Below are 15651 nucleotides of genomic sequence, written 5' to 3'. Positions count from 1 at the left end.
TCTGGCCATAAAAAATCCTCCCTCGGTATGGCTTCGTGGGAGGATTATCTCACGCCGATGCTAGCCTGCGAAGGTGGGGAGGATTTGACGCTTACCCAGTAAATAATCATTCAGATCTGGGCTCAAACGTAAGTTGTGAAGAAATGCAATAACATTTGCCCAGGACGGATTAATATTTTCTTCTTCAAGCTCATCAATTGAGAATAAAGTTACAAGCTTCGACAGCTCTATATTTTTTAAAACATCCGCACATAAATGTTCATTATAATTATTGTGTATGAATTGAAAATTCTCTTCAGATTTCAAGAAATTCTTCCTTATGATGCTAAGTTGCTTAATAAGATACCGTTCTTCTTTATTGGGTATAATCTGTTGCAGTAGTGAAGACGAAATATAATTCTGTTGCAATAATTCCATTACGAGTGACAGTTTCTGGAGATGCCTATAAATACCGTCTATGTTGTACGTACCGCGATACGATAGATCGGCCTCACAACGTGATAATTCGGTTGTAATGGAACCTCGAATTACATCTTCAATAATAAGGGATCGACTTTCTGGTAATTGAGAATTTGAAATAAAGTAATTAATTAGATGTTTTAAATTAAAGGGATTTTTCACAAAATCCATATAGTGGCGCTCTACGATATTAGCCAAAAACAATTTTGATCTATTTCCCAATTTTTTCTCCGCATATTTCTCAATGTCTCGTGCTCGAAGCGGGGATAGTTGTAATAATGTTGCATTAGAAAAATTGTGAGAGTAATTATTTGAACGTGAAGCAATACAGAACTTCGCACCTTTATAATGAGCCATAAATTGCAATAACTTTCTGCTCAATTGATCTTTATTCGTTACTTGATCAAATTCATCGAACAAAAATAGAAAGTTTTCAGCTTGAATCTCCGGCAGATACGTATTTCCTTTCTCAACGAAAACCTTGATGTCTTCCCCTGCATATGTATTTAAAGACACGTAAAATGGAATTATCTTTAATCCATTTTCAAAAGTATCGATATATATTTGTTTTAAGAACGTACTCTTACCGTCACCTGCATCTCCAAGAAGTACGAAAATTGGCTCCTTCTCGGATGTTTCCATTATCGAAATTTGTTTACTATTAATAAAGGTACTCAAATAAACAGACTCGTCTATGTCTGAGTGCCGAATAAGTGTACGCGCTAAAATTTCTCCTATTTCTTCTTTCCATACATTCACTTTTAATTGGACTTTTTCAAAGATTGGGGTAACTGTTTGTGAACTACTCACATTCTCTTGTTTGAGCTGTAATAATTCTTGTATTTCGGTAAACGAGACACGTATATTAACAGTCCCTTTCCGAACAAAAAGAGAATTACTATTTAGTCTCTTGTATGCGCTTCTCATGGTATACAATGCATTGGCATTGTTTAGTATTTTCAAAACTGCAATGAGCTTATCATTATACTGAACCTTACTGTATTCAATATCGACATGTGGAGTGATATATTGCTCAATCATTTGCTTATAGCTCGAACATATTTGTTCTTGATCAGGACTAATTCCGAGTATATCTTTTTCCACTGGAGATTTTTCTTCAATACCTACTGCAATATATTTAGCGCCCAAGTATGGTGAGTTTACCATGGCCAATACATCAATAAATAAATTTTCTTCATCATCATACGGCATTTTTTTATACACAAGAGAATCTGACTCATAATTATTTTGAATAAGATCCCAAACTTCCTCTTGACTCTTCAGAGTAATGCCCCCCATATTCAAACTCAACCGCTCTGCTAATTCACATGCAATAGTATATGTAAATATACACCAGACAGGGTCTTAACTCCTGCTCCAAAAAGCATGAATTGACAAGAAACGCATTCCAGAGAATGCGTATTCCTATCCTCTTTACGGCATTCATTCCGAGCGCGTCTGGATGCCGATAGTCTGTCTTATTCGTGAAAGACCACAATTCTTTTGGGATACTGGATACACCTGAACCCAAGTGTTATTCAGTATTCCAACAATAATAGGGATTGCCCTGCGCATCTGCATCCAGCAGCAAAACCCTCTTACCTTACGCTGCCAAGCCACTACCGAGGTTAACCGCTGTTGTCGTTTTACCGACGCCACCTTTCTGATTGGCGAGAGCGATTACTCTGCTCATTCAACTATTCTCCCTTCACGCAAAAAAGCCGACTGCACTGAACATTCAATTTCAAACAATCGACTTTTTTGAAAATTCTATATATAAAAAAGAGAACGCCCCTAAAGTTAACCGCATCTCTTGGACATTCCTATGAATTTTTTACATAGATCATGTGATTCTTAGAGAAGAGTAAGAGACCACTAAAAGCATTCGTTTCTTCCTATATATAATTGAACCATCGTATAATATACCTAAATAATACGTCTAGGAGAAAAAAGACTAATGAATCAACAAACCATCTCTTGGGTATTTAGCGGTGTAGGGATTACAGTTATGTTAAGCTTTTTAAAACTCATCTTTGTTCCTTACCCTATAATTAATATCACCCTTGAAGAGAAAGCATTTTTACCAGGTGTTCATCGTTTTATTAGAAGGCTATTTATAGAGTTTTCCACAATGTTAAGTCTCATCTACCTTGCTTTACTTTCTACGGCCTTTAACTATGAAAAACATCATCTAATTAGAATCTTTCCTTACACTGCAAATCAAGTGTTACCAAGCTGGCTAATCATATTTTCTGAAATCATGGCAGTGGTTCTATTCTTATTTTTGTTGATAATGTATTTTTCTGAGAGGGTATTGACTTTCTGTCATGAAAAGATGAAACAAAGACAGTCGTTATTCTGGCTATTCTTAATTCTATTGGCTTTTTATTTTATTACCTTGAATTGCACTATTGGATATACCATGAATTGGATACTGGGTTATCTTAATTTATCGCTAGACTTAAACCAAAAAAGTACTATTGATACCTTGCTGGCATTACCAAACAATAATTCATACATAGGATTTTCTATAATTGTTTTATTGAGTTATGGAATATATAGATTACTTCTGCAACCTGTTGTCATGGTCTTCAACAAAATCTCTACTACAGTTATCCTAGCTACTATTACTCTAACCGATGGTACAAAACTCTATAACAAGTACATCTTACGTCCAAGTGTTGACGGAAATATACTTATTGGTGACCAACCACAAATAAAAGGAAACTATAATAAAATAATGCTTCCAAAATCCAGTATTTTTCTAATTGAATTCAAGAGAATAAATAAATCAATAGGAAATAAGGATATAACTACTAAAAGAATTCTACTCCCACCAGATTTCAAGTAATTTCAATAGTATACTCTCATGAAAAAAAGTTAGTATTCCATTCTCCAACACTTTGTTACGTTCAATAATAATAAACTCATCCAGCGAACGGCGGTTAACGTCCTCATAGGCTGTCGCCTCTTCCAGGATCACTGCAAGCTGCCCCCATTGCGATTACTGGGCTAGACGGAAGTATCATTATCCCTCTGCATGATTATCGCCCAAATGATACCATCATTTATTTTTGCATAGGTAAAAATCGCTCGCACCCAAATAAAGGATGGTCGTGGCGCACCTGCAAAATGGCTTTCCCTTTCAGGCATGAATATTTCGGTGCGGTAGAGCCGCTCGGTTAATCTATCAGAGCCACTGTGTTAACGAAATAGAGCCACCATGTTAAGGGTAAGAGCCACCCTAAACGAGGTGGCTCCGGAAGCGAGTTACGTCGGCAGCCCTTTTCTCTTGCGCATGGAATCCTCGCCGTCAATGAGCATGTGATACGAATTATGCACGATACGGTCGAGTATCGCATCGGCCATTGTTTGTTCGTTGATCTTCTCGTGCCAGCCTTCCGGTGCAAATTGCGAGATAAAGATCGTCGAGGCGTTCTGATGACGCGCTTCAATGATCTCAAGCAAGTCGCGGGATTCGGTCGCGGTAAGCGAAACGAGTAGCCACTCGTCGAGAATGAGCAAGCTGACCTTCTTGTACTGGGCGATCACTTTCTTGTATGTGCCTTCACCACGAGCTACAGCTAAATCGGTCAATAGCTCTGGCAGTCGGATGTATCTGGTAGCTAAGAACTGCCGACAAGCGGAGATCCCCAGCGCGCAGCCGATATAGGTTTTCCCGGCACCGGATGCACCCATGATAATGACATTATGCTTCTCATGAACGAAGTTGCCGGTAGATAAACGCAGAATTTGAGCTTGATCCAGCCTCCGGTCTACATGGTATTCGATATCTTCAACGCAGGCGTTTGGATAACGAAGTGTCGCCTTCTTGATGAGCTTGTCCAGGTGATTGTTCTTCCGCCGGATCCACTCTGCGTCGACAAGAAGTCCAAGCCTTTCTTCAAAGGATAGGGAACCAAACGACGGCGTCTGTATCTGCTCTCGGAATTGTTCTGCCATTACGCTAAGCTTCATGCTAATGAGTTTGCTGATTGTCGTCTCGCCCGCCATTGACTAGTTCCTCCCGTAATAACTTGCGCCACGCGTGAAGCCATGCGGATTTGAGGGGCGATTGCCAGAGTCGATATCTGCCGCTGTCGCTTGCTCCGCCACTACCATGTCCTGACCGGACTTGAGAATGGTGCTGACATGCTTAAAGCTGGGGTTCGGCGTATAGCTCAGCGCTTTCTCACAGGCGGATTCTACGCGAACAAGCGAATATCTGTCTGCGAGCTTAAGAAGCCCCATACAAGCCTTGTATCCCTGTTGCTCAACGCGATGTCCGGTTAGTAGGGCTCGGATAACCGTAGTCGTGTAGGGTCCGAGTTTCTCCGCCCAAGCGATGAAACGCTCGGCGTTCCACTGAACGTACTGCTTATGCTTGTCCGGCATGTGGTCGGCAAGTGTGTGATATTGTCCGGAGCGGCCGTAGAGACGAGGATGCGAACAGATGCGATGATGGTTGTAAAAAACCTCGATCACGCCGCGGGTAATGCGCACGTCTACCTTGTGCTTGATATATTCATAGGGAACGCTGTAATGCATCTTGTCGACAGCTATGTGATAATTAAACTGTACGGTAGCGACTTTCCAGGTGGCGCACTCGTACGCAGAAGGGGGCAGCGGCAATAGGGCGTGTTTCTCCTCGTCAAGAAACGCGCTCAGGCGGCTACCTTGCTTTTTCTGAAACGGTCGTTTATTGAACGACGTCAACTTCTCATCGATGGCTAAGTTCAGTTCTGTCAATGTAAAGAAGGTTTGCTGGCGCAATGCAGCCAGAATCCAAGTGGAAATGATGCCGACCGTGCCTTCGACGCCGGGCTTGTCCTTAGGCTTGCGAACACGAGCGGGGATGACGGCCGTACCGTAATGCTCCGCCATTTCGTGATACGTCTTGTTAATAACGGGAGAATACCAGGAGGATTTTTCGACGCCGGTCTTGAGGTTGTCCGGCACGAGTATTTTAGTAACGCCGCCGAAATAAGCAAATGCGTTGACATGAGCCGTAATCCAGCTTTCTTGATTCTGGGACAAGAAGCCCTCCACGTAAGCGTACTGACTGCAAGACAGTGCGGCGACGAAGATGTAGACCGGGAGCAGTTCGCCCGTTTCGACATCTACGATTTTCGCTGTCTGGCCAGCCCAGTCGACTTCCAGTTGCTCACCAGGCTTGCGCTGAATATGCATTGTGGCTTTCGTCGTCGCAGCGTATTTGCGGTAGTAGTTGCAGAATTGCGTATACTTCAATGGGATTTCGTGACTTAACCGGCATACCTCGCAATACTCGCTCCAAAGCAGACTGAGCGTGACGCCGCTTTTAGCCAATTCCCGATGGATGTATTCGACATCCGGGATTTTTCGTGAGGAGACCTGCGCTTTTTCGGGGAAAAGCAGATACTGCAGATCCGCATCCGCTACATCCTCAGGTAGCGGCCAAGTCAGTTCCCTCTCACTTGCACGACTCAACACCTCGGATACGGTGTTTCGCGAGCATTGGCAACTTGATGCAATGCTCCGCTGGCTGAGCCCCATGCTGCTCAGCCGCAAAATGTCTCGATACTTGGTCATTCGGTGACCTCCCGCTGTAAATTTGCGTTCCGCTTCCGGATACGCATGCCTCCATTGTAGTGGAGACATTCAGCGGTGTGGCTCTCACGATTAACATCGTGGCTCTATTTCATTAACAAGGTGGCTCTCACTCATTAACTCAATGGCTCTATGGCTCCGAAATATTCAAGGCATGCGGGGAACGTACCGGATGAGTGGTTATGTAATTGTCAAAGAACGGTCGAGGTCGTGTCCCTCTACCATCCGTTTCATTTTTGAAGTCAAACCGGACCCTTCTTTCAAAAAAATCGGACATAAAAAACGCAGTACCAAACTCGAAATAGAGAGTTCGATACTGCGACGGTTTATTAAAGGAACTACTGTTAAGAGTAACTGAACCATTAAACTCGTAGGCTGAGAAAATATAGCATCAGCTAGAAACAGTATTAAGAACGAGTAAAATAGTTGAAGATCATTCGTGCCTTATCTCAAATGAGGACAAAAATTTATTCCAAGTTGATGGTATGATTATGGTATGTAGTAATCCAAAATTCCTTTTACGTCAGAATCAGAACACCAAGAAGCCAACATACATTGTCTAACATAGCATGAACGGAAGGTCATCTTTGTTTTCAATTTATTTTTGGAGAAGAGGGAGATCTTATGCTAGAAAAAATAATGATTAACAACTTCGGACCATTTAAAACTTTTGAAATGAACTTTAATAAAAATATTTCTTTTATTGTGGGTAGAAATGGATCTGGGAAAACACAATTATTAGGTGCTATTTTGTCTGTTTTTTATGGCAGACATTCCATTAAAACTATTAATTCATCCGCTAAAGAAGATATGCATATTTCATTGAGTTTTAAGCTACATGATAGTCAAATTGAAGTGATAAGGAGTTCTTCAGACGGCAAGTTATTTTTAGAGAATCACACACGTAGTGTTTCTAACGATAGAATATCCCAACTAAGAAAAATTGATATAGGTGAGTATGAGCCAATAATTATAAGTCATGAAAATAATTTATTAAATTTTGATATAGACCTTGTGAAGAAACATCTTTTCCAATTGAAGCTTGATAATGATGCAATGCAATTTTTGCTGAATATAATTAATCGAGTTGAGCAAACAAAAGTAAAAAATGCATATCTAATAAACTCTGGTGGAGAAAGATACATTCTAAAGTTACTGGGACTATTGTCTTTTGCATTAGAAGATAAGAAAAAGCTAATCTTAATTGATGATTTTGGAGGTTTACTTGATTCTTATTCATTTTCACTTCTATTGAGTTTATTGGACTCAATATCAAGGGATATACAAATAATTCTAGTTATGAGCAGTTACCACTTAGAGTCTTTACAATTGAAACAGTCCATTGAAATACTCCATGAAACAAATTACAGCGATAGCAGCAAGAGAAGTAAACATGGATTCAATTATGATTTTTGGGATTCTGATTTATTCATTAAAAACCAACTTTCAAACTCCCTTAATAACAAAAATAATTTAGTTCAATACGTGATAAATTCCAAAGTTGAATTCGAAGAGAACATTGATATGGAATTTAAAGAAGTTAAAGGAATAAATCCAATTGATTCTATTATTAGTAGTGTGGATCAATATGTTGTAGCATACCTAAATGTTAAGAGAAATAAAATCGGAAAAATTTTATGGGGTATTAGTGATGATAGGACTGTTGTGGGAGTCAGGCTTGAATATAGAGAAAGAGATAAATTAAAACGAGATGTGGTCAACAAGCTTTCTCAAATATCCCCTCCTGTACCAAGTCAAGTTTATTCAATTTCATTAGTTGACGTTTATGATGATAATATGAAACTTATAGAGAATAGATACATCATCGAAGTTAATGTTCATCCATATTCTTATGAATACTTTTTTTCTACGGGTAAAGATGAGGTATTTATTAAAACTGACGGTGGAAAGAGAAAACTTAAGGTTCATGAAATGCAAATTGAATTAACGTCTAGAAGAGAAATTTAATAACATGTACCGTCCGATCTAAGTCCGATGGTATGAGAATTTCCCATGTTTGTCGCCTTATGAATATTACCAGACTCGACCGCCACAATATCGCGCCAGTCGCTTACATCACATTGACCGTATTCATCATCACGTACAGATCCCCCCCTCTTATTCGCGGGCGGGACACTTCGTAAATATCCGTTAAAAAGAAGGCCAGACACAAAGGGGGCCTTCTTTTCTTGTGTCTCCCACTTGATTCTAATCTTTTTCTTCCAATTCCCTTAACCAAGAAGGGTTCTCAATCTCTTCGATCACCTCGATTTTTATACGACACATCAGCTCTTCAGCTTCTTCTACAGAGTCACATCGTACAAATCTGGATGCTATTTCCTCTTTGGTCACTTCGCCGCGCGGCTTCAAGAAGTATCTTACATCAGCTAGTCGCTTCGATATGTACTTGGGATTGTACCCTGCAAGCTTCGACAACTCATTGTCGTAATTGCCAAACACAGTCCATGCAGTCATTAGCTTATCGCTATAACGATCTACCAAGAAATCAGTGAAGCTACCAGCGATGTCATTTAAGAACTCAAAATCATATAACTCCATTCCTTGCGCGTCGATAAAATTGGGCTCTAGATTAGGGTATTGACTATAAAATGGCGACATTTCAGCGATGACTTTCGACTGTAAGTCGGATTGTCCCCGAATTGAGTGATGCTCTTTAAGGAAAGTGTCCACTTTTTCGACAAAAGACTCGTATTTATAAACAATTGCAGCGGGATCCATGGATAGAATATCTTCCACCACTGTTGATCGGTTCTTAGCCAAAACACCCATGAACAAGCGTGAAAACCTCTCGTCTCGATTTTCAGTGGAATATTTCTCAATTAGAGCTAATCGATCGTCAATCAATTGTTTTTGTTTTAATTGTTCCTCATACCAGAATTTCTGATATTGGCGCTCAACACGTTCAGTAACCTTGTCATCAATCGCAGGAAAGCTCAGAGCGGCGTAGTGGTAATCCTTCAGCCATATAAATTCTGTACTCTCTAAAGGTGTGGAATGTGCTATAGGGCTATGATGCTTGTAACTCCATGGTTTTGCTTTTGGTTTACCTGGATACCGATAGGTCGAATTCATAAAGTTACAGTCAATAGTAAGCATTGATGTGTTGATGTCCAAATAGTAGCATAATCCGGCATGATTGTAGGCAGATTCTAACGGTTCACGGAATAATCGCGCATGTTCAACGGATTTTGAATATTTTAGGTAAATATCCGCATCCATAATCCAAAAATCGTGAATACCTGCTTTCTGGTAAAGCTGATGTCGCTCACTCCAGCTTGCCTCAGATAAAGGGCTATGCTGGAATTCAAAAGCCCACTTTTGGCCGGCAAGATTATCCAAAAGATGCTCGACCAAAATATCTGCTATTTGTTGAGTTGCAGGGATATAGACCTCCAACTCAATGTTTGCATCAGGGAACTCACGCTTAAGCCACCCAAACAGAAGTTGTTTTCCTTTTATATGCGCTTCTGTCTCGGGCTCATGCGTATTTACTACACATTCCATCCTTTTGTGAGCGAAGTGGGCGGACACCTTCTCCCCCTTTTTATAAAGGACCGGATTGTTACAGCTTGGACAGAGCAATTCGTTTAATTTAGAAAGATGTCTGGCCGATTCTTCATCACAACTGTAGGCATAAAGATCAATACCATAAACACTCCGAGAACGCAGCATACGAGCTCCCACACTCCTCCAATAAATCTATTATACATTAACCATAGCATTTTTGAATAAGCGACGACTCCTTATGCATGCAACGCAAAATAGCGATAGTAATAGACTTTCGACTGAACTGTAGCCGATTCAGGAGAATGTCATTGAGAAAAACTTAGTCTTAAACGGATAACGTTAGTTCAATGTCAATAGCAACGGTCTAAGACTTTATTTTTCAGAAAGTGTTGTCAGTGTACATGGAAAAACTTTTTTCTTGGAAACGTCCGATTTCATCGAAAAAATGAAACGGACAGTAGAGGGATATTTCTGAATCTCTATGTACTTTGGTATTTACTAAGGAGATCACCTATGCCGGATGATGAAAATCAATCTATTGTTGAAACTGCCCCTTATCAGCTTCTATTTCAGGCTATGCCCGATGTCGTAACTGTCGAACAAATGTGTACTATGTTAGGCGGTATCAGTACCAAAACAGGCCGCAAGTTACTCCAGTCCGGTCGCATTGCCCATTTTCGCATCGGTCGCTTCTATAAAATCCCGAAGCTGAGCATCATCGATTATTTACGGGAAATCATGGCCCTTGGCACACCGCGCGATCACGACACTTTACAGCTTTGAATCCTTTTTGATTACGTTGTTATAATGAAAGTGTCGATGGTAGGAAGTCAGGGCTGCTATCCTGGGAGGGATACGAAATGGTAGCAGGCCACCTACAAGAAAAGAAAGGCAATTACTATATTGTTCTGAACTACAAAGATGAAGAGGGTAAGCGAAAAACCAAGTGGATTGCAACAGGATTGCCTACAAAGGGCAACAAGAAAAGAGCAGAGGGTATGCTGCAAGAAGCACGAAAGAATTTTGAAATTCCTGCTGTATCCGTTGAGGAGGAAGTAGCGTCATCAGTTAAGGAAGAAGCAACACCGGATGAAGAAAATCCAGCCGGTATTCTGTTCGCAGATTTCATGTTGGAATGGCTTTACATGATGAAGTATCAAGTTGAAATAACAACTCATGCGGCCTATTGTTTTAATGTGGAGGGCAAAATTGTTCCTTATTTCAAAGAAAAGGGGATTTTGCTAGAAGAACTTCAAGCGAAGCATTTGCAAGACTTCTATCTGTTTGTCCTGAACAAGTACAAGATCACTGCCCACACTGCTCAGAAGTATCATGCGAATATTCGTCAGGCGTTGCAACATGCCTTTCGGATGGATATGATTCCTTCCAATCCGGCAGATAAGGTTGAGCGGCCTAAGAAACAACAGTTTGTGGGAAGCTACTACACGAACGACGAACTTAATCAGCTATTCGAAGCAGTAAAGGACGATCCTGTTGAATTGGCAGTGTATTTGGCCTCGTTCTATGGCCTCAGACGGAGCGAAATTGTCGGATTAAAGTGGAGCGCTATCAATTTTCAGCATCAGACCATTTCCATTCGTCACACCGTCACTTCCATATCGTATGAAGGGAGACAGATCATTGTAGAGAAGGATCGTGCAAAAAATAAATCGAGTTATCGTACTCTGCCGCTCGTACCTGCCTTTTTAAAACTTTTGAAACGGCTGTGGGAAGAAGAACAACAAAATCGTGCCTTGTTCAAAGACTCCTATTGCTACAAATATGAAGAGTACATCTACGTGAACAAGCTGGGAGATCGAATCAAGCCTGGATATATCACACAACATTTTCCGATTGTTCTTCAAAAACACGGGCTTAGGCATATTCGTTTCCACGATCTTCGCCACAGTTGCGTGAGCTTGTTGCTCGCAAACGGTATAAGCTTGAAAGAAATCCAGGAATGGCTCGGGCATAGCTATTACTCCACGACGGCTAATATTTATGCTCATATGGATTACAACTCTAAGGTTTCGTCAGCGCAGGTCATGAGTAACACCTTACAAATCCCAACCACGCAAAAAAGCCCCTGAACCGTCGCAAGGACAATTCAAGAGCTTGTTCATTATAAGGTATGGTGCGGTCGAGAGGACTCGAACCTCCACGGGGTATTAGCCCACACGGACCTGAACCGTGCGCGTCTGCCAATTCCGCCACGACCGCATTTGTGTTGCATGTTGTTTGGCGTCAACGTTTAATATACTATCACGGACAACCTGCATGGGTCAAGCGTATTTCCAAAATAAATTTAAAACAAATCAAATGGCCGATGCTAAGCTATTCCAACGCCAGCTCCAGCAGCGCTTTCGTAATCGTCGTCTTCGTGATTCGGCCGACCACCTCGACCTTGTGCGGATCGCCCGCGGCACTCGACGCCGCTTGGACGACCGGCAGGCTGTCCACTTCATAGGAGATCATTTTGCTCGCCGCGCTAAGCAGCGGATCGTCCGGTGCGATCGTATGAATGTTCGGCTGGCGGGTCATGACCAGGCTGATCGGCATCGACGGAGCGGCGGCGTTGCCCAGCGTGATCCGCAGCAGATCCTTGCGGGACACGACGCCGGCCAGACAGCCGTCCGCATCGCTGACGAACAGCGTGCCTACATCCTCCAGAAACAGCGAGACGACCGCGTCTCCTACGGTCGCGGTTTCGGAGATGACGACCGGCGCGGATTGATAGTCCCGCACCTTCATCCCCTGCAGTCGCTCCGATGATGCTCCTTTGCTATGTACAAAGCCGCTGCCCAAGGTGTATCCCACCTTGGGCTTGGCTTCCAAATAATGAAGCATGACCAGCATGGCCAGGTCCGAACGGATCATGGGCCGCGTCGAGTTCAGCCGCTCGGCGATCAGCTCGCCGGAGATCGGCTGTCCCTCCTCGACGATCTTCAAAATTTGCTGTTGACGGGATGTCAGTTCGATGGCAATAGCCCCCTCGTCTAACCTTCATCCCTCTATATTATCAAACCGCGCGCGCCGAAGGAACGGGGTCCGCAGATTTCGCAGCGTTCGGCTGCGGGCATCCGTACACGATCGCCGCCTGGGCCGCGGCGATTCGCGCCATCGGCAAGCGGAACGGCGAACAGCTCACATAGTTCAGTCCGACGCGGTGGCAGAAGAAAATCGAGTCCTTGTCGCCGCCGTGCTCCCCGCAGATGCCCGTCTTCAGCTCCGGCTTCTCGGCCCGGCCCGCAGCGACGCCCCATTCGATCAGCTTGCCGACGCCGTCCGTATCCAGCGACTGGAACGGGTTAACCGGCAGAAGCTTATGATCGAGGTAGTGGGTCAGGAATTTCCCTTCCGCGTCGTCGCGGCTGTAGCCGTACGTCATCTGGGTCAGGTCATTCGTGCCGAAGGAGAAGAAGTCGGCATGCCGGGCAATCTGGCCCGCGGTCAGCGCCGCACGAGGCACCTCGATCATCGTGCCGACCCGGTACGCGATCTCCCGCCCTCCTTCCTCTTCCGCCACACGGCGTGCGGCGAGGTCAATGCGGCCCCGCAGCAGCGCAAGCTCATTCGCATGGCCGACAAGCGGCACCATGATCTCCAACAGTACCGAAATTCCGCGCTCCGCGCAGCGGGAAGCCGCCCGGAAGATCGCCTCGGTCTGCATGTCGTAGATTTCGGGATGGACGAGGCCGAGCCGGCATCCCCGCAAGCCGAGCATCGGGTTCACCTCGGCCAGCGACCTTACCTTGCGCAGTGTCGCCGCAAGCGTCTTCTTCTCGGCTCTCTCCGCTTCCCCCAACGCGGCCGACTCTTCCCCAAGCTCCTCCAACCGTCTCAGCAGTTCCTTCTCCTGAGGAAGAAATTCATGCAGCGGAGGGTCCAGCAGCCGGATCGTCACCGGAAGGCCGTTCATCTGCTCGAACATGCCCTCGAAGTCGATCTGCTGCATCGGAAGCAGCTCGGCCAGCGCCTTCCCCCGCTCGGCTTCTCCGTCGGCCAGGATCATCCGCTGCACGACCGGAAGACGGTCCGGCGCGAAAAACATATGCTCCGTCCGGCACAGACCGATGCCCTGAGCGCCGAACCGCCTTCCCGTCCGCGCGTCCTCCGGATTGTCGGCGTTCGCCCGCACTTCCAGCGTGCGAATCTCGTCCGCCCAGCCCAGCAGTTCGTTCAGCTCTTCCGTCATTTCGGCTTCGCGCAGCGGAACTTGTCCGCCCAGGACGCGTCCGCTGGCTCCGTCGATCGTCAGCCAGTCCCCTTCGCGCACGATCCGCGAACCGATCGTCATCCGCCCTTGCTCCTCGTCGATCGAGATGCCTTCGCAGCCGCATACGCACGGCTTGCCCATTCCTCTGGCGACGACCGCGGCGTGGCTCGTCATGCCGCCGCGGCTCGTGACGATGCCTTCGGACACCAACACGCCGTGAATGTCCTCCGGCGTCGTCTCCGGCCGGACGAGCAGCACCTTGATTCCGTCCTTGCTCCACGCGGCGGCGACGTCCGCATCGAAAACCACGCGCCCGGCAGCCGCCCCCGGCGAAGCCGGAAGCCCCGTCGCCAGCACCACCGTCACTTCCCGCTCGTCGATGCCGCGATGCAGCAGTTGATCGAGATGCGACGTTTCGATGCGCTGCAGCGCCTCTTCCTTCGTAATAACGCCATCCTCTGCCAGGTCGACCGCGATTTTGACCGCCGCTTGCGCGTTCCGTTTCCCGTTTCTCGTCTGCAAAATGTAGAGCTTGCCTTTTTCCACCGTAAATTCGATGTCCTGCATATCCTTATAATGCCGCTCCAGCCGCTCCGCGACCTGCGCCAGTTCCTCATACGTCTCCGGCATATCGACGTGAAGCGAAGCGACCGGCTGAGGCGTCCTCGAACCTGCGACCACGTCCTCCCCTTGCGCGTCGATCAAGTATTCGCCGTACAGCTCCTTCTCTCCGGTAGAAGGATTTCTCGTAAAGACGACGCCCGTGCCGCAATCGCCGCCCAGGTTGCCGAACACCATGCTCTGAACGTTCACCGCCGTCCCCTGGTCGTCGGGAATCCGATTCAACTGACGATAAAACTTCGCGCGGGGATTGTGCCAGGAGCGGAACACCGCCTCGATCGCCATCCGAAGCTGCTCGCGCGCATCCTCGGGAAACGGCCTGTCGGCCCTGGCCGCAATACAGCTCTTGTACTCCCCGATCAGCTCCCGCAAGTCGTCCGCCGACAACTGCTGATCCGTCTCCGCGCCTCGGGCCGTCTTGATCCGGCTCAATATTTTCTCGAAGCGGAACGCCTCGATGCCCAGAACGACCTCGCCGAACATCTGCAGCAGCCTGCGGTAGCAGTCGTACGCGAATCTGTCGTTGCCGGTCTGCCGGGCCAAGCCCTGCACCGTCTCGTCGTTCAGCCCCAGGTTGAGCAGCGTATCCATCATCCCCGGCATCGAGGTGACGGAGCCGGAACGGACCGAGACGAGCAGCGGGTCTTGCGCGTCCCCGAGCCGCTGGCCTTTGCGCTCCTCGAGCCTGCGAAGAGCGGACAGCGTTTCCTGCCACAGCGCATCGGACAGCCCCTCCTGGAAGTAGGTCAGGCAGGCCGCGGTCGAGATCGTAAAGCCTGGAGGCACCTGCAGCCCCGCGCGCGTCATCTCGGCGAGATGGGCGCCCTTGCCTCCCAGAATGCTTTTCATGCCGGCATCGCCTTCGTGGAAATCGAATACTTGCTTAACGCCCATGACCGTTCTCCTTCCGATTCTCGCATTGGCATTTCTCGTTGTCGCATACGCCGTATAGCTTCTTGAATCCGTTCGTCGGCAGCGTGCCGATCATGTCCAAGCAGTATTTGCACAGCACGATCCCAAGATCGTTGGGGGTTGTTCCGGCAGCTATTACGCCATCTTGATGAGCCAATTGCGCCATTCGGACCACCTCATTGGTTTAAGATATTCCCTAATATACGTCATTAAAGAGATATAATCAATATATAATACTCATAATTTGATCTATTTTTTTATTTATGACTCATATTAAAACACAGTGGAACCTGAAATCCAAGAGCGAACCGGCTTCGGATAATAGG

11 protein-coding genes, 1 tRNA gene and 2 pseudogenes are annotated in these 15651 nt (G+C 45.7%); 4 read left to right on the top strand and 10 right to left on the bottom strand.

Features of this window, described 5'->3' with window-relative positions; translation table 11 throughout:
- Window positions 1-60: 60 nt before the first annotated feature.
- The gene (locus B0G52_RS15945; protein ID WP_233162715.1) at window positions 61-1758 is read right to left on the bottom strand and encodes an RNA-binding domain-containing protein; all 1698 of its coding nucleotides are present in this window, start codon (window positions 1756-1758) and stop codon (window positions 61-63) included.
- A gap of 307 nt (window positions 1759-2065) precedes the next feature.
- Window positions 2066-2152: pseudogene (locus B0G52_RS15940) on the bottom strand (ParA family protein); the annotation flags it as partial.
- A 264-nt stretch (window positions 2153-2416) separates the two neighbouring features.
- Here B0G52_RS15940 and B0G52_RS15935 point away from each other — a divergent pair.
- Complete coding sequence (locus tag B0G52_RS15935) at window positions 2417-3310, top strand: hypothetical protein (protein ID WP_094046000.1); 894 nt, start codon at window positions 2417-2419, stop codon at window positions 3308-3310.
- 419 nt (window positions 3311-3729) lie between these two features.
- Here B0G52_RS15935 and istB read toward each other — a convergent pair whose 3' ends face one another.
- Both istB and istA read right to left on the bottom strand, forming a co-directional pair.
- On the bottom strand, window positions 3730-4473 hold the full coding sequence (istB, locus tag B0G52_RS15930; RefSeq protein ID WP_094045998.1) for an IS21-like element helper ATPase IstB: 744 nt from the start codon (window positions 4471-4473) through the stop codon (window positions 3730-3732).
- Window positions 4474-4476: 3 nt separating this feature from the next.
- Complete coding sequence (istA, locus tag B0G52_RS15925; RefSeq protein WP_094045996.1) at window positions 4477-6030, bottom strand: IS21 family transposase; 1554 nt, start codon at window positions 6028-6030, stop codon at window positions 4477-4479.
- 642 nt (window positions 6031-6672) lie between these two features.
- On the opposite strand from istA, the gene B0G52_RS15920 reads away from it, so the two are divergent.
- On the top strand, window positions 6673-8016 hold the full coding sequence (locus B0G52_RS15920) for an RNA-binding domain-containing protein (protein WP_094045994.1): 1344 nt from the start codon (window positions 6673-6675) through the stop codon (window positions 8014-8016).
- Between the two features lie 5 nt (window positions 8017-8021).
- Here B0G52_RS15920 and B0G52_RS36200 read toward each other — a convergent pair.
- Window positions 8022-8156 (bottom strand): annotated as a pseudogene (locus B0G52_RS36200) (chromosome condensation regulator); the annotation flags it as partial.
- A 100-nt stretch (window positions 8157-8256) separates the two neighbouring features.
- On the bottom strand, window positions 8257-9741 hold the full coding sequence (locus tag B0G52_RS15910) for a competence protein CoiA (protein ID WP_094045992.1): 1485 nt from the start codon (window positions 9739-9741) through the stop codon (window positions 8257-8259).
- Between the two features lie 348 nt (window positions 9742-10089).
- On the opposite strand from B0G52_RS15910, the gene B0G52_RS15905 reads away from it, so the two are divergent.
- Together B0G52_RS15905 and B0G52_RS15900 are read left to right on the top strand one after the other, a co-directional pair.
- The gene (locus B0G52_RS15905) at window positions 10090-10359 is read left to right on the top strand and encodes a helix-turn-helix domain-containing protein (RefSeq protein ID WP_094045990.1); all 270 of its coding nucleotides are present in this window, start codon (window positions 10090-10092) and stop codon (window positions 10357-10359) included.
- A gap of 77 nt (window positions 10360-10436) precedes the next feature.
- A complete protein-coding gene (locus B0G52_RS15900; protein WP_094045988.1) occupies window positions 10437-11666 on the top strand; it encodes a site-specific integrase in 1230 nt (409 codons plus the stop codon).
- Window positions 11667-11708: 42 nt separating this feature from the next.
- Here the strand turns inward: B0G52_RS15900 and B0G52_RS15895 are convergent.
- The 4 genes from B0G52_RS15895 to B0G52_RS15880 all read right to left on the bottom strand — a co-directional run bounded on the left by B0G52_RS15895 (window position 11709) and on the right by B0G52_RS15880 (window position 15491).
- Window positions 11709-11796 (bottom strand) — tRNA-Leu (locus B0G52_RS15895).
- 114 nt (window positions 11797-11910) lie between these two features.
- Entirely contained in the window at window positions 11911-12561 is a 651-nt protein-coding gene (locus tag B0G52_RS15890) for a helix-turn-helix transcriptional regulator (protein ID WP_094045986.1), read from the bottom strand.
- Between the two features lie 34 nt (window positions 12562-12595).
- Window positions 12596-15307, bottom strand: coding sequence for a pyruvate, phosphate dikinase (ppdK, locus tag B0G52_RS15885; RefSeq protein WP_094045984.1), 2712 nt, complete (start codon window positions 15305-15307; stop codon window positions 12596-12598).
- A complete protein-coding gene (locus B0G52_RS15880) occupies window positions 15297-15491 on the bottom strand; it encodes a GapA-binding peptide SR1P (protein ID WP_094045982.1) in 195 nt (64 codons plus the stop codon). Before B0G52_RS15880 ends, ppdK begins: the two co-directional genes overlap by 11 nt.
- Window positions 15492-15651: the final 160 nt, after the last annotated feature.

It is taken from the genome of Cohnella sp. SGD-V74 (assembly GCF_003001675.1).
In the GTDB taxonomy this organism is placed as follows: domain Bacteria; phylum Bacillota; class Bacilli; order Paenibacillales; family Paenibacillaceae; genus Cohnella.
Note: the sequence above shows the minus strand (reverse complement) of the source record. Positions and strands in the feature narration are given on the sequence as shown.